Genomic DNA, 15527 nt, shown 5'->3' with positions numbered 1-15527 from the left:
TTTTTGAAATATATCATCATATGTCTGGCAAGCCTTATGCTGATCACGGCGACGGGACAAGCTGCAGCTGCCAAAGACGTTACAGTAGACGGCTCGATCCTCGGGAAAAACAGCCGGGAACAAGCCGAACAGCAAGTTCTTACAAACGATCTCTTAACCTTGTACGGGGCAAAAGACAGCGCCGAGCTGACGTATCAAATTCCGGCGGGCGCCTCCTCTGCCCATCAGCAGCTCACACTTGAATACGAGGCCTCAGACCTTTTAATTTCACCGTCTTCTTTAACAGCCGAGATTGATGGCGAACCGGTCAAAACGGTTAAGCTTGCAGGGAATGCCGGGAAGAAAACGCTGAAACTCGCACTAAACAAAAGCCAGTCGTCTCCAGGGTTTCACAGCCTATCACTGAAGTTCTACGGTGTGGTTCATGAAGGCGTCTGCGTCAGACAGGACTCTTCCGGGAACTGGATCAAAATTTACCCGGACAGCCGTCTGAATATCGGAGAAAAGAACGAATCTAAAGGAATGGCGCTCGAACATTATCCTTATCCGTTCGCTCAGTCCGGCAGCTCCGTGGAAAAAACGGCAATCGTCATTCCGGACCATACAAGTTCGGCTGAAATCGAAGCGGCAGTTAAAACAGAAGCCTACCTCAAAACGGTTGACAATAGCATCAGCACGAAGATCTTGGGTGAATCTGACCTGGCGAAAATCGACAGGCCGACGATTGTGATCGGCGTCCAGCATCACTGGAGCGGCAAAGTGAAAAAGCTGTTGAAACAAGCAAAGCTCGAAGCAAAAGAAGACAAGCTTTTGCTTGCGGAACGGATGCTCAAAGCAAAGGATAAGCAACAGCCTGTATTGTTTGCAGCTGCATCATCTGATGATGTTCTTTCTGAAAAGATCAGCGTCATTACCGACAAAACGTATGCCGCCCAGCTCAGCGGCGACACGCTGGCAATCGGCAAACTTCAGCAGCATAATAAACGGGACGGCGGCAAGCTGACACTCGAGGATTTCGGGACGGGGGATTTGACAATCGGGTCCGGACAGACATCTTCCGAGCATTTTTATTATCCCGCACCGGCGCCATTAGACAAGAATCAACCTGCAAAGCTTTCGCTTACGATGAAAAAATCGGAGACGATTCAAAAGCAGGCCGGTCAAAGCGAGTTAGCTGCGGAACAAGCGGAGCTGAAGGTCATGATCAATGGTCAGCCTCATTCCGTCGGACTTGACGATTTAGGAAAAGAAGACAAAAACGGCTTTTACCATGTTTCTTTAAAAGTCGATCCGAAACTTTTGCAAAAAAACCGTTACATCGATATTCAATTTGCCACTTCAGGGTTGAAAGAGAACAACCCCTGCTATGCGGGGAACGGTGACAAGTGGATTTTCATCGATAAACAGAGTGCATTGTCTTACCACGTCAGCGACACATCAGCTTCAGCCGATTTTCAAGAGTGGCCGCTTCCCTACGCGGGAGATCAGGACAACAAAACGCTGATGATCCTGCCCGACAAGGCGGATCAGTCAAAGCTTCATGAACTTTCACTTGTGGTCGGCTCCTTCGGCAGCGAAGCCAGGCAGGCATTCACAGTGAAAACATCCGCTGAAGTCAAACCGGATGACATGAAAGGAAGAAACATCATCTTCATCGGAAGTGTCGATCAATTCTCTCTGCTGAAGGAAAAAACCTCCGAATTGGCTGTTCCGACGGCGAAAAACGGGGCATTTGATGTGTCATCTTTTCAAATGCTGAATGAAACGACGAAACAAATCGCGTTTACTCAAACATCGCTTTGGGATTCAAATTACTCGATGGCTGTTTTCGCGCCGTTTAAAGGGCAAGGCACAGCTGTCACAAAAGAAATGATCAACTTTTTAAACAGCAATGACTTCGCAGCAACCGTCGTTAATGAAACGGACAGCCATCAGCTGTTTACAAACCATCAGCAGCTGACAGCAAAATCAGCTGAAACCAAGACGGATGATAAACAGGAAAGCAATCAGCAACATGTGATGTACATTGCCATCCTGATCGTGATCATAGCGGCAGCGGTTATTCTGATTTTGACAACCGCCAGGCGGAGAAAAAGAAAGGCCAATGGCGGCGGAAAGATTGACGAATAAAACAGGGGCTTGCTTCTAGCCCCTGTTTTTTTATAAGTATTCAACCTGCTTCTCATATACATCCTTCACAATTTTAGCTAAAATATCGATTCCCCTTATGATATCTTCATCCGCCGCGGTTAGGCTGATTCGTATACACTGGTGCGAATGCGCCATGGGGCGGGATTGGTGGTGAAAGAAAGATGAGCCGGGAACGATGATGACTCCGTCGGCTTTCATATACTCATACAGCGCCGCATCAGTCACCGGCAGGTCTTCAAACCACAGCCATCCGAAAAGCGCCCCTTCCCCTTGATGCAAATACCATTTGATGTCTTCAGGCATCTTGCCTAAAAGCGTATCCTTAAGCAGCTTGAATTTATTGCGGTAATACGGCCTGACTTCATTTAGCGAAATGTCGGCGAGGCGCCCGTCATTCAAAACAGATGCCGCCATATACTGCCCCAGCCTCGAAGAATGGATCGCCGCATTAGACTGGAATGCTTCCATTGCCTGAATGTACCGGGACGGCCCGATGGCGATTCCGATCCTTTCGCCAGGCAGGCCTGCTTTTGAAAGGCTCATACAGTGGATAATCTGATCGTTGAAAATCGGTTCCATGTCGATAAAATGAATCGCCGGAAAAGGCGGAGCATATGCGGAATCAATGAACAGCGGAACATTCGCTTCTCGGCAGGCGTCTGAAATGAATGCTACATGTTCGCCAGGCAGGATGTTTCCGCAAGGATTGTTCGGCCGTGAAAGCAAGACAGCGCCGATGCACGGATCGGTCCTCATCCTCTCTAAAAACGCCTCACGGTCGAGCTCATATCGAAACGTATGATCATCCAATACCGAAATGAGAGGAGGTATCCCCTCAATCATCTCCCGCTCCAACGCCGCTCCGCTGTATCCTGAATAGTCGGGAAGCATCGGAATCAAGGCTTTTTTCATCACAGACCCGCTTCCCATTCCGCAAAACGAATTAATCGCCAGAAAAAACAGCTGCTGGCTTCCGGCTGTAATCAGCACATTCTCTTTTCGAATGTCGGCGCGATACCGCTCTGAAAAGAAGCGGACAACACTTTCAATCAGTTCATCGGTTCCATAGCTCGATCCGTATTGGCCGATTACTGAAGAAAACCTGTCATCGTCGAGCAGATTGGCAAGAGCCGACTTCCACATGGCTGACACGCCGGGCAATATCATTGGATTGCCCGCACTTAAATTAATGTATGACCGATCTCCGCCGGCTAGGACTTCCTGAATATCGTTCATCACAGCCCTGACCCCTGTCTTCTCATTCATTTTCTCTCCGATTTTGCTTAATGCCGGCTTCACGCTTCCAGTCTCTCCCGCTCAAACCGAAGACGGGCGGTTTCGATTTTCTTATTGATCTCGTCAATGAAATATTGTTCCGGAACGCTGAACCGCTCGCCTTCACGCCCGGGAGGCAGGTATTGTCTGACATAGCGTTCCGCCGCCTCTTTGTATGCAGAGTCATCCTCGATCTCTTCCAGCTGTTCGATTTCAGTCACAAGCTTTTTTAAATCGTCCATGCATCGGGAAAGATCAAGCGACACGGGTTTCTCTTCTCCTCTTTGAATGGAATGGCCGTTTTCAATGATCCAGCTGAACAGAAAATAGCCTGTCCCGGAATCAAAATTCCGCGTTGCATTATGCTGGCTTGGATAGCGCAGCAGCCGTTCATACAAAACAAATTCGATTATTTCCTCCCAGCCGTCATATTGCCGCTCCCACAAAGTGAGGATCGCTTGGCAATCGACCTTGACTTCTTCTAAAATGCCTGCGAAAAAATTCATTTTCGCCTGAATATGCAGATGAAAAGGTTTTTTTCCGCAATGATGAAAATAGTCATGAAGGTAGCCCCACAGCACCCTTGCTTCATATGTGCGGTCGGGGGAAAGCTGAGCCGACTTGAAAGGCGCATGTTCAAAAATGGCCCTCGCTCTTTTCAGCGTATCCTCATGGTAAATGTGATAAAACTTATTAAAATAGAAAATCGCGAATGTCTGTGATGTAATGTTCTCTTTTGTTTTCACATTTTCCGGGAAGAATACGATACATTTTTCTTCCGTGAACCCCTTTGTTCCGGCGAGAAGCTTGAGGGATTGGCAGCCGTTTTCAGGATGGGGCAGCTCTTCTTCTATCGGCCTCATCATGGCAGGTTCTTCACGAACGGCCAAAAAGGCTTCAAAATAACAGCCTTTCGCATGTGGCCCATTCGGCGTCACGATCGGCGCCGCAAAAAAGGTCGTCTCCTGATCATTCGGAGCCCGGTAAGCCGTCAATAACCGGTCAAAATACGGCGTCTCCCCCAATCCGCGTCCGATCCAATCCAAGACGTCCTGTTTAAACGCCTCTTTTGCAGCCGTTAGGTGAACCGCTTCATAAATGGTTCCAGCGTCTTCTATCAATTGCAGCAGAAGCTGTTCCGCCCTTTCGCGACGCTCTGTAATCTGTCCTTTATCATTTTGGTACGTCTGTAATTCATGAATGTTCGGTACAATCTGCTCGTTGACCAAGTTTACAATGTCCCCTGTCAATGTCGTCATCGGCTTCCTCCTTCGATTGATTTAAGCCCGTGGATCGTAAAACACATCGGCACTTCTCCAAAATCTTGAATGACTTTCAAACGGTGTTCATCAGCTGCTTTAATCGTCGTGATACAGCCGTCAGCCGCGTTTGAAGCGCAGGCCAGGGCCGCTTGTGCATTGCTGGTGACAAATTGGACTTGACTGCTGAACAGCTTCGCCAGATGGGCGGGAGCAGGGTGTGAAGCGACGGTTTGAATGTCAGATGCCATCGTGTGCTGTTTTGCGGCAAAAACCATGTTGTATGTCGGCATCACAAAACTGTCTATGATCTTTAAGTCAGCGAGATTCTCGAATACAATTTGATGCAAAAACGGGTAAACGGCGCAGCCTAAAAGAACTGAATTTTCTGTCGATTTAACATGAGGGAGCGCTTCTTCCAACGTTTCATAAAGTCTGACTTCCCCGCGGACCCCTTTGTTTTTGAGCCAAAGCAGGCCGGCTTTTTCGCAGTTCGTGCCTTTGGGACCGAGCGTATGGACAATCATCACGGCTTGTTCTTCCTGCACTTTAGTCGAGATCATCTTAACCTCCTATTGTACCCGTCAAATTATTTTGATATATGATATGAAGCTCATCATCCAGTTCCCGGTAGAAAGCTGCGCATTCTTCATATGAATGATGGCTTGTGAATATAAATCCGGGATAACCGGAAAAATGCGGGTACGGCAGAATTTTCGCGCCTTTTCCAATAAATTGAAACACCCGCTTTACCTCCGGCCTCTGTTTGACTTCTTCCAGTCCGTCGATTTTTTCAAAAGTGCCGGAGCCCTGTACAGGAATGATATAATTGCCGGCTGTCCTTACAGGCCGGATCTCTTCTTTAAACTCGCTGCTCTCCAGCGGCTTTATTGCGTTTTGCAAGACAAGCTGCATAAAATTGATGCCCGTGCTCTCTTTGACGATGTAATGCGAAACTCCTGAACCGCCGATTCTGGCGCCCACCTCGATAACATAAGGTGTTCCGACCTTGTCCAGCCTCAGCTCCGTATGAGCCGGCCCCTGATGAATGCCCAGCGCTGAAACGGCTCCTGTCACTTCCTTAACAATCGCAAGGCGCGTCTCTTCTTTCAATTGAGCCGGAGCAATATAGACGCCTTCTTCAAAAAACGGACCTTTGCTGTTCCCTTTGTATCCAATCGAAAGAACATGTACGTTTCCTTGAATCGACAGCGTTTCAATCACAAATTCCGGCCCATCGATAAATTGCTCGGCTATGATGCCCGTTTTGCCGTGTACGAATCGATTAAGGTCCGTCTCGTTAACAGCCTCGACTTTCCTGACGGCCTCCTCAAGCTCCTTCCAATCATCAACACGGACGACGCCCTGGCTTGAAAAGCCGTTGACCGGCTTAACAACTAATGGATAAGTCAGTTTCCTGTCTTCGAGATCAGCGAGCGTATGGAACTCGTGGAAAACCGGCGTATTCAGGCCGTTTTGCTGAAGGATGCTGCGGGTTTTATTTTTATTGCGGCAGTTTTCCATTGTTGTGAAAGAAAGCCCCGGCAGATTCAAAGCTTCAGCGGCTTTTGCCGTGAAAGGCAATGCTGGCTCAAACAGTGTCACAACGCCGTCAAACGGAAATTCGACAAATGTCTGTTTGACGATTTCCAGCGCCTCTTCTTCATCTTCAAATAACGGCAGCGGCACACAGCGTTCCACAGCCGGAAGATTGCCCGGGAAATCTTCGGCTGAATTGTAAAAGAACGTGACCTTCAATCCTAAATGCTCAGCTTCTTCAAAAATAAATGGCAAGTGCTTATTTTGACAAATGATGGCCAAGTTTTTGTTTCGTATCGTCAATTTTCGCGATCCTCTCTTCTTTTTTTAAGTTGATGAACATCACACCGAATATGACAAACAGCGTTCCTAAATAAATATTCGCATTCAGTTTTTCATCCAGAAACAGAAATCCGATATAAAGCGCAATGACGGGGGAGATAAACAAGTGGGAAGTCGCTTTTGAGATGTGCCATTTTTTAAGCAGATAAATGTTGATCCAAAAACCCAATATCGAGCCGACAACCGCTAAATAAAGCAGCGCATAAAGGCTCACGCCGGAAAACGTTCTTGTCCCGCTTTCAAAGATGAGGCTGCTGATGAGCAATACCGCTCCGCCGCTCAGCATCGAAAGGGAGTTAAAGCTTAAGATCGGAAGCGAACGAATTCTCTGTTGTACTTTGATTTGAATAAAAGCCGAGCCAAACATCGCACACAAAATCACAATCATGGCGACGATTTCAATAACATCGACTTTGATCAACAGCTGATTGCCAAACACGATTGTAATGCCAAGCAACGCAAGGCAAATGCCCCATTTCTGCAATTTCGTCGCCGGTGTCCCTTTGACAAGGCGGTTGATCATCAGGGCAAAGACTGAAATGCTAGCCGCTAATATAGACACCAACCCGCTCGGCAAATAAAGAGAGGCCCAATAAACAGATCCAAATGGAACGGAAAAATACATGATGCCGTTCAAAAACGACAGCACCAGCAGTTCCTTTGACAGCACAAACTGCCTTCGTATCAAAAGAAACGCCGCGATCAAAATGCTTGCGATCATAAACCGCATGCCCGCGGACCAAAATGGAAGGCTGTCACTCAACCCGGCTTTTTGAAAAGCCCATGTCGTCCCGCCGATCAAACATAATACGATAAATAAAATATGAACCCGATACTTTAAAACGTTTGTCCGCATAGCATTCACCTGATTTTGTTATTGTCTTGCTGTCATTTATTTTCAGAAAATAAAATCTTTTCTGATCAAAATGGATTATGAGGGAAATTATAACTATTATATCAATTACAGTCAATCATTCTTTTGAACCTTTAGAATATCTTTACAAATACTGCGCACAAAAAAACACTCACTTCGATAAGTGAGTGAGGCGATACGGGTCTAGATTATATTTCTATCTTTTGGGTGCATACCGCTTTTCCGGATGACCCGAATTCTCTCATTTTATGTTTGACCGTTTCTTTGACTGCGCTGATCCCTGGCGTCATATAGGCGCGGGGTTCATATAAATCGGGATTGTCTTTAAACATGCTGCGCGTTTTCTCGGTCCAGGCCACCATGCATTCTGTATTAATGTTGATTTTCGCATGGCCCAGACGGATCGTTTTAGCGATTTGATCAGCCGGGATGCCCGAAGCTCCATGAAGAACAAGCGGAATGTCCGTCACCCGTGAGATTTCTTCCATTTCCTTAAATCCTAAATTAGGCTCGCCTTGATATTTTCCATGAACAGAGCCGAGCGCGGCTGCTAAAGCATCGATACCGGTTTCTTTGACAATGCGTTCGCATTCACCGATGTCGGCATACTGCACCCCGCCGATGAGCCCGTCTTCCATGCCCCCTACGGTGCCAACCTCTGCTTCAACCGAAACATTGCGAATTCCGGCGTATGACACGACCTCTTTTGTCATGGCGATGTTTTCATCGATTGGTGAATGCGAGCCGTCGATCATGACTGAGCTAAAACCGGCGTCAATCGCTTGCTTGCAGCGCTCCGGATTTTTGCCATGGTCAAGGTGAAGGACGACGGGAACGGAGATCGACATTTCCTCAATCAAAGCCGCAACCATTGCGGAAACCGTCTTAAATCCGCCTAAATAATCGATGAGCCGGTCTGAGGCGGCCGCGATGACAGGTGACCGTTCTTCTTCCGCCGCCTGTAGAATCGCTTTTGTCCATTGAAGGCCGTTAATATTAAATTGACCGATTGCATAATGATGTTCCTTTGCTTCTTGAAGAAGTTCTTTCATGGAAACGAAAGCCACGTTCACCCCTCCTATCCCGTATTAAATCTTGAAGTATTTTGAAACAACTTCAACTGTTGTTTCTTTGGCCGTTCGAATCGTTTCTTCCGCGCTCAGCTTATAGTATTCAGGTCTGAACAATTCAATTGACACGACATCCGAAAAACCGATGTCTTTCAAAGTTGATAAGTGGGCATCCAAGTCGATGGCCCCCTGTCCCGGCCAAACGCGGTCTTCATCTCTTAAAAAGCCGATTGGGAAGTCTTCCGTATCATCGATATGATAAATGAAAATCTTCTTGCCGTCCGCCTTTTTCAAATCCTCAATGTCCGAACCCATTGCATGGAAGTGGAAGCTGTCAAGAACAAGGCCGACATTATCGCGGTTCACGGTCATGACGATGTCATAGGCCTGGCTGAACGTATTGACTGTGCACTCCGGATGACCGACAAACTCGACAGCGATCTTTACACCGTACGGCTCCGCGATGTCTGACAGCTCTGTCAGCACTTCGACGGAGCTCGCTTTAATATCTTCTTTTAAGATTTTTTGTTCGGTGACAAGCGGTACCGCGACCACATATTTCACACCAAGCGTTTTGCATGTTTCCATCATGCCTTTAAATTCTTCGATGATTTCACGGTGCCCTTTTTCATCGCGGTTGTTGAAAAAGACAAGGGCATTCAAGGCCAGCGGCTTAATATGATGCGTCTGAAAATACTCGGCTAACTCTGAGAGAGAATGGTCTTTTAAATATTCGGGCAGCTTATCCATCGTCCGGATTTCGATATAATCGTATCCGTGCTTCTCACAGTATTCGAGGTCTTTTGCTAGGTTTGAATTTTCCAACGTCGTTGCTTCATTAAAGCATAGCTTCATATTAGATTCTCCTTATCTAAATATCCTTGTGAAGAGAGAGTTCGGCAGGGCGCCGAACTCAGGGGCTTATCCTAGTAATTCCTGTTTCAGCTTTTCAAGCATGAATCTGCTTGATTCATCCGCTCTTTCGTCAACCCAGGCAAACACGGCATTCGTCGCTATTCCGTCGAACTTCATCTTTCTCAGCTTTCTGAAAATCGTATCAAAATCAACCTCGCCTTGGCCAATGTCCAAATGCTGGTGAACCGTTACTTTCGCGTCAGGCGGATTGACGATGTAGCGAAGGCCATGAGCCGCTTTATGATTATAAGTATCTGCAAATAAAACATGCGTGAGGCGGTCGCCGGCTTCGTCAAACATTGTCTCGATGTCGCCTTTTCCATCGTCATAGAAGAATGTGTGCGCAGTCGAGTAGACAAGATTGATCCAGTCCTTGTCAAGCGCTCGGATCATATCCATCGCACCTTTGTGTGTTTCGATAAAATCGTATGGATGGGCTTGAAGATTGAGTTTAATGCCTTCTTTTTCAAAGACTGGCAGAAGCTCATCCATGGATTTGATAAATTTTTCTTCACTTGTTAAAGGATCGTATTTTGAACCGCTGAATTCGCTGTTCATCAAATCGACTTCAAGCTCAACCGCAATTTCGATCGCCCTTTTCCAATTGCGCACCGCTGCCTGACGGCGATCTTCATCAGGACCGGCCCAGTGGTAAAGCGGAAGGAGCGATGAAAGCTTAACACCGGTATCTTTTAAAAGCCGCTTTAATTGTTTGATTTTAGCTGAATCGACTTTCGGATATTTATAGAATGGACAAAAATCTTCGCGCGGCGATAGTTCGATATATTCGTAGCCAAGCTCCGCCGTTTTATAGACCGTTTCCTCCAAAGTTAAATCATCGCGATACATCGATGGATCCAATGCTAATTTCATACTTTTCACTCCTCGGAAAGTTTTTATTTTTGAACAGTTGTAAACGTTTGATAGAATTTCGGTTTCTCTTGAAGCGCCACAGGTTCTTTCTGTCCGGATTCCTGAGCTTTTACGCAGGCATCCGTCGTCACGGCGGCGATATAGCCGTCCCATGCAGTCGGCCCGCTGACCTCGCCTTTCTGTTGGATCGAGTCAATGAAATCTTGGATTTCTACATCATAAGCGTCTACAAAGCGGCGCTGCCAATCCATGAGAATATCCGTCGAGAATTTGCCGTCTTTTCTGAGAGAGATGCTTGATGGTTCAGGAAGCTTCACGATTCCGTCTTCTCCGACGATTTCACACTGGATATCGTAGCCGTATTTGCAGTTGACATAGATTTCCGCATTGATCACGACTCCGCCTTTCGTTTCGATGATGACGATTTGCGGATCACGCAAATGAGGGAGCGCGTTTTTCGATTTTTTCGGATAAATGACCTGAACGGATTCGTAATCGTCATTGATCAGCCAGTGCAGGGCGTCTATTTCATGGACAAGCGTATCGACAACAGCCATATCTGTCGTATAGTTGTCGCCTACAACCGGGTTGCGGTGCGCACAGTGGATCATGAGAGGCTCGCCGATGACCCGGTTGTCGATCGCTTCTTTCAGCTGTACGTAACCGCTGTCATAACGGCGCATAAAGCCGACTTGAACGAGACGTTTGCCCGCTTTGATTTCTTCATTGACGATCCGCATGCATCCTTCCGCAGTCGTCGCCAGAGGCTTTTCGCAAAATACGAATTTGTTCGCTTTAATCGCTTTCAAAACACTTGATTCATGTGCCGGTCCCCAGCTTGTGACTAAGACTGCGTCTACATTTTCGGCTGCGATGAGACTGTCGTCATCCGGATAGACCTTTGCATTCAGGCTGTAGTCTGTTACAACTTGCTGAGCTGCCTCCTGGTTTACATCGGTGACCGCGACAATTTCGCCGCCGGCTAATTTATTCGTGATGCGGTTGATGTGTTCTTTTCCGATTGCTCCTGTACCAATAACACCAATGCGTAATTTCATTGATAGCCACTCCTTCAAAATAATTACATAATTTTTCTTGTTTGCACTTGCCCAGCTTGAGCCGGAGGAGTCCCATACAGCTCTTCCTGAATTTGTTCAAGCGACTTACCGGATGTATTCGGTGCAAAAAAGAGCCCGATGAGCATGCTGGCCGTTACACATCCAAGGAGAATGGCCGCCATAAATGCAATTCCAAAATTCGAGATGATCATTGGAACGAAAAGGCTCCAAGCCCCGATTGAAATACGAACGAGGAAGAACATCAATCCTTGTGCAGATGCGCGATATTCCGTCGGGAAAATTTCACTCGCCCATAATTGATAATTGGCCTGTTGCCCGGCCCCATTGTTTAGGCCGATCATCACGATAAAGAGGATGAGGATCGGCATGCCCTCTGCCGGAAGCAGAAACAATGACCAGCCGATCACCGCTGCAAATGCGGAGATCCCAAACACTGTCTTCCTGTATTTGTCTGCAAACGGCATGAAAATAAAAGCGACGCCAAGCCCGGTGAAAATAAACAGCCCCATCTGCAAAATGTTTGCCATGGTCGCTGACACATCGCCGACCTGCTGATAAATGTAAGGCATAAAAAACCCCATGACACCTGCAGCCAGATTCCAAACCAAGTACACGCCTATTAAAAATAAAATGCTTTTCAAATACTTAGGCTGAAGCAAATCGAGATAAGACGTCTTCGGCTTCCTGACGGCTTGAGCCGATTCGGATTGACCCTGCCAGGCATCGGATTCCGGCAGCCTTTTCCGCAGAACATAGGTGATCAATGCGATAACGAGCAAATGCCCAAACACGATTTTATTGCCCAATAAGCCTATATCACCGAGGAGGACCGACAGCAGCAGGACCACAACAGCTCCCGCCGCCCATGCGACCTGTGCAACCCCGCAATGACGCGCCCTGTTTTTCTTAGGTGCGTTCTCCGCGATGATCGTCCAGGAAGCCGTAATATCAGCTCCTACCGATAAACCGATAATAATGTAACCGCTTAACAAAAAGGGAAAGCTGGTGCCGAACAATACTAAACAAATCCCCAGTGCATAAACCAGCATACTGTTCGTATAAACAGCCTTTCGGCCAATTTTGTCGGCCAAAAAGCCTCCGAGCAGCGCTCCGATTGCCGCTGAGACGGCGTTAGCGCTAAACGCGCCGAGCAGTCCGATCTGTGTATCAGAAAGCTTCAGGTAACTGACCCATAAAGATAATCCTGCCGATCCTGCGACAATGGAGCCTGCATCAATGTAATTTGCCAAAGCTGCTGCGACGGTTCGTTTATTGAATGGTGAGACTGCTGCACTTCCATTGCTCAATTTAGAGCCCCCCCTAATTGGTTGCTGGGACATTCAACAAGTGACGATCGATGTACTTTCTGGCGATCAATGCGTATTCAAGCGGGTTGGCAACATCGGGATCCTGCTCGGCTTCCACAACGATCCAGCCGGAATAGCCGTGCTTTAATAGCGTTTGATAGACTTCTCTAAAATCGATGCAGCCATCGCCTGGAACAGTGAACATCCCTTGCAAAAACGCCTGTTGGAACGATTTTCCTTCCTGCTTGCATTTCTCTATGATCTTGAGGCGCGCGTCTTTAAAATGAACGTGCCCAATACGGTCCATATGCTTCTCTAGTATGTTCATATAATTTCCATCTGAAATGTAGGCATGCCCAGTATCATACAGAAGGTGCACGAGGGCCGGGTCAGTTCCCGCCATGAGCCGGTCAACCTCTTCCTCTGTCTGCACGCCTGTGCCGAGGTGATGATGATAGACAAGCTTCAGGCCGTACCGGCCGGCGATTTCCCCGAGGTGATTTAACCCTTCAAATAGCCGCTGCCATTCTTCATCGGTGAAATAAGGTTTTTCTTTAAACACGTTTTTATTCAGGCCCTGCACGCTGTACGTCTGTTCTGATACGACCGCAACATCGGCATGGACGTCTTTCAAGTACTGGCAGTGAGCCGCAAATTCCTTGGCTGCTTCTTCAATGCCGTCCCGAATGATATAGCTGCTGAACCACTTGCCGGCAATCCTTAGATTTCGCAGCTCGAGCTCTTTATTGAGAATGGCCGGTTCCGGAAAAAAGCCGCCCACTTCTGTGCCTTGAAAGCCTGCAACAACAATGTCGCTCAACAAATGCTGAAGTGTGTTTCCCGCGCCGATTTCCGGAATATCATCGTTCCGCCACCCTATGGGGGCGATGCCCCATAGAATTTGTGTCTTGCCCATCCTGGTGCCTCCTTTAATACTGCTTTGCAGATTTCAGCATTTTTTCTTTTGCTTCATACGCCTTTTGCACGCTTTCCTGTTCGGAAACCTCTGCAACGCCTACGTGCCACCAGCTGTCATAGCCGTCCGTCATCGTCTTCGGCAACACCTTCATTTCGATCAATGTTGAGACATCTTGTTTTTTGGCATCTTCAAGCGCCGCTTTTAATTCTTCGATCGTGTTCGCTTTGTAGGTTTTTGCTCCATACCCTTCGGCCACTTTCGCGTAGTCGACATTGAGAATCTGATTGTCTGCTGTTCTGAATTCGCAGAAGTAGCTGCCGCTTCCATGGTCCATTTGCAGGTTGTTGATACAGCCGAATCCTGAGTTGTCAAAGAGCAGCACGTTGATTTTTTTATTATATTGAATTGCTGTAATGAGCTCTGAGTGGAGCATCAGGAAGCTTCCGTCTCCGACCAGTGAATAAACCTCTCTATCAGGATGAGCCAATTTCAAGCCGAGTGTTCCCGATACTTCATATCCCATGCAAGAATAGCCGTATTCCAAGTGGTACGTATTCGGTTCGTTTGAATGCCACAGCCGCTGCAGATCCCCCGGCAAAGAGCCTGCTGAACAAATGACGACGCTGTCCGGATCAACTGTTTCATTGATGGCGAGCAATGCCGTTGTTTGCGGCAGTTCGGTTTGCAGCACATCCGCGTATTCGTTGAGTATTTCTTGAGAAAAATGATCTTTAATTTCAGGTGTGAAGTTTTCACGCTTAAATGTTACCTTGCTCAAACGGTCACGCTCAGCAAGCCACTCGTCTTTCAGCTCCTTGATGATCGAACCGAATCCGCTCTTATAGCCTTCCAATAAACCGTGCAGCTTGCCGAGCGTTACTTTTGCATCGGCAACGACTTGGAAAGCATCCAGTTTATATGCCTGCATTCTGTTGACATTGATGTTTAAAAACTTTGAGTTGTCAAAGTCAAAAGCGGTTTTTGATGATGTCGCGAAATCGGTATAGCGCGTGCCGATTCCGATGATCAAGTCAGCCTCGCGAGCCGCTTTGTTTGCCGCCAGCGTACCTGTGATGCCCATTCCACCCAAGTTGTTGGCAAAATCAGCTTCCACTGTAGATTTTCCGGCCTGGGTTTCCACCAGCGGAATATTGTACGCTTCAGACATGGCGATCAGTTCGTCGCGCGCTCCGGAATATTTCGCTCCGCCGCCGACCAAGATGAGCGGTTTTTTGCTCGACTTGATCAGCTCTGCCGCTCCCTTCAGTTCACGCTCGCTCGGCTCTTTGCGATCAATATAGTGAACGCGTTTCTCAAAAAAGCTTTCATCGAAATCATAGGCTTCCCCTTCAACATCTTGAGAAATGCAAACCGTTGCAGGACCCGCTTTTGCAGGATCTGTCATCACTTCAAAAGCGCGAATCAGACTGCTCATCAACTGTTCAGGGCGCGTAATCCGGTCCCAATACCTCGAAACAGGCTTCAAAGCATCGTTCGTCGTAATCGCCGCACTGTATTCCTGTTCTACTTGCTGAAGAACAGGATCAGGCTGTCTCGTTGCAAATGTATCAGCCGGAATCAAGAGAACCGGAATATTGTTCGCAAGCGCCGTACCTGCGGCGGCCACAAGGTTAGCTGCTCCCGGTCCGACTGATGTTGATACAGCATAGATCTTCCTCCTCAGCATCTGCTTGCTGTAAGCCATTGCCGCATGTGCCATTCCCTGCTCATTCTTGCCTTGAAACACCTTTAAATGCCCGGCATCCTGTTCAAGCGCCTGGCCGATGCCAACGACGTTCCCATGGCCGAAAATCGTAAAGATCCCCTCGACAAACGGTGTTTCTTCACCATCTACATGGATGTACTGCTGATTTAAGAATTTAATTAACGCTTGCGCTGTGGTTAAACGTATTTTCTTGCCCAC

The 15527-nt window shown here is 47.5% G+C and carries 13 protein-coding genes; 1 reads left to right on the top strand and 12 read right to left on the bottom strand.

What is annotated here, in order from left to right:
• Positions 1–3 precede the first annotated feature (3 nt).
• A complete protein-coding gene (locus LQ247_RS00705) occupies positions 4–2130 on the top strand; it encodes a cellulose biosynthesis cyclic di-GMP-binding regulatory protein BcsB (RefSeq protein WP_231005648.1) in 2127 nt (708 codons plus the stop codon).
• 30 nt (positions 2131–2160) lie between these two features.
• On the opposite strand, the gene LQ247_RS00700 is transcribed toward LQ247_RS00705, so the two are convergent.
• The 12 genes from LQ247_RS00700 to iolD all read right to left on the bottom strand — a co-directional run bounded on the left by LQ247_RS00700 (position 2161) and on the right by iolD (position 15527).
• Complete coding sequence (locus tag LQ247_RS00700; protein WP_231005416.1) at positions 2161–3450, bottom strand: valine--pyruvate transaminase; 1290 nt, start codon at positions 3448–3450, stop codon at positions 2161–2163.
• Positions 3447–4685 (bottom strand): DUF6421 family protein, encoded by a 1239-nt coding sequence (locus LQ247_RS00695; RefSeq protein WP_231005415.1) that lies wholly within the window; start codon positions 4683–4685, stop codon positions 3447–3449. Before LQ247_RS00695 ends, LQ247_RS00700 begins: the two co-directional genes overlap by 4 nt.
• Positions 4682–5248: a prephenate dehydratase domain-containing protein gene (locus tag LQ247_RS00690; protein WP_020453535.1), complete on the bottom strand. Its 567-nt coding sequence runs from the start codon at positions 5246–5248 to the stop codon at positions 4682–4684. The genes LQ247_RS00695 and LQ247_RS00690 overlap by 4 nt, the downstream gene beginning before the upstream one ends.
• 1 nt (position 5249) lies before the next feature.
• A complete protein-coding gene (locus tag LQ247_RS00685) occupies positions 5250–6527 on the bottom strand; it encodes an ATP-grasp domain-containing protein (protein ID WP_145608529.1) in 1278 nt (425 codons plus the stop codon).
• The gene (locus LQ247_RS00680) at positions 6484–7422 is read right to left on the bottom strand and encodes a DMT family transporter (RefSeq protein WP_020453537.1); all 939 of its coding nucleotides are present in this window, start codon (positions 7420–7422) and stop codon (positions 6484–6486) included. Before LQ247_RS00680 ends, LQ247_RS00685 begins: the two co-directional genes overlap by 44 nt.
• Positions 7423–7628: 206 nt before the next feature.
• A complete protein-coding gene (gene fba / locus LQ247_RS00675; protein WP_023856876.1) occupies positions 7629–8507 on the bottom strand; it encodes a class II fructose-1,6-bisphosphate aldolase in 879 nt (292 codons plus the stop codon).
• Positions 8508–8528: 21 nt separating this feature from the next.
• A complete protein-coding gene (gene iolI / locus LQ247_RS00670; protein WP_231005414.1) occupies positions 8529–9365 on the bottom strand; it encodes a 2-keto-myo-inositol isomerase in 837 nt (278 codons plus the stop codon).
• Between the two features lie 66 nt (positions 9366–9431).
• On the bottom strand, positions 9432–10298 hold the full coding sequence (locus tag LQ247_RS00665) for a sugar phosphate isomerase/epimerase family protein (protein ID WP_231005413.1): 867 nt from the start codon (positions 10296–10298) through the stop codon (positions 9432–9434).
• A 23-nt stretch (positions 10299–10321) separates the two neighbouring features.
• On the bottom strand, positions 10322–11356 hold the full coding sequence (locus tag LQ247_RS00660; protein ID WP_020453541.1) for a Gfo/Idh/MocA family protein: 1035 nt from the start codon (positions 11354–11356) through the stop codon (positions 10322–10324).
• 23 nt (positions 11357–11379) lie between these two features.
• A complete protein-coding gene (locus LQ247_RS00655) occupies positions 11380–12717 on the bottom strand; it encodes an MFS transporter (protein ID WP_231005412.1) in 1338 nt (445 codons plus the stop codon).
• Positions 12698–13600, bottom strand: a complete 903-nt coding sequence (gene iolE / locus LQ247_RS00650; RefSeq protein WP_020453543.1) for a myo-inosose-2 dehydratase — start codon at positions 13598–13600, stop codon at positions 12698–12700. The genes LQ247_RS00655 and iolE overlap by 20 nt, the downstream gene beginning before the upstream one ends.
• A 13-nt stretch (positions 13601–13613) precedes the next feature.
• A complete protein-coding gene (iolD, locus tag LQ247_RS00645; RefSeq protein WP_144497505.1) occupies positions 13614–15527 on the bottom strand; it encodes a 3D-(3,5/4)-trihydroxycyclohexane-1,2-dione acylhydrolase (decyclizing) in 1914 nt (637 codons plus the stop codon).

The organism is Bacillus sp. BS3(2021) (genome assembly GCF_021043345.1).
In the GTDB taxonomy this organism is placed as follows: domain Bacteria; phylum Bacillota; class Bacilli; order Bacillales; family Bacillaceae; genus Bacillus; species Bacillus paralicheniformis.
Note: the sequence above shows the minus strand (reverse complement) of the source record. Positions and strands in the feature narration are given on the sequence as shown.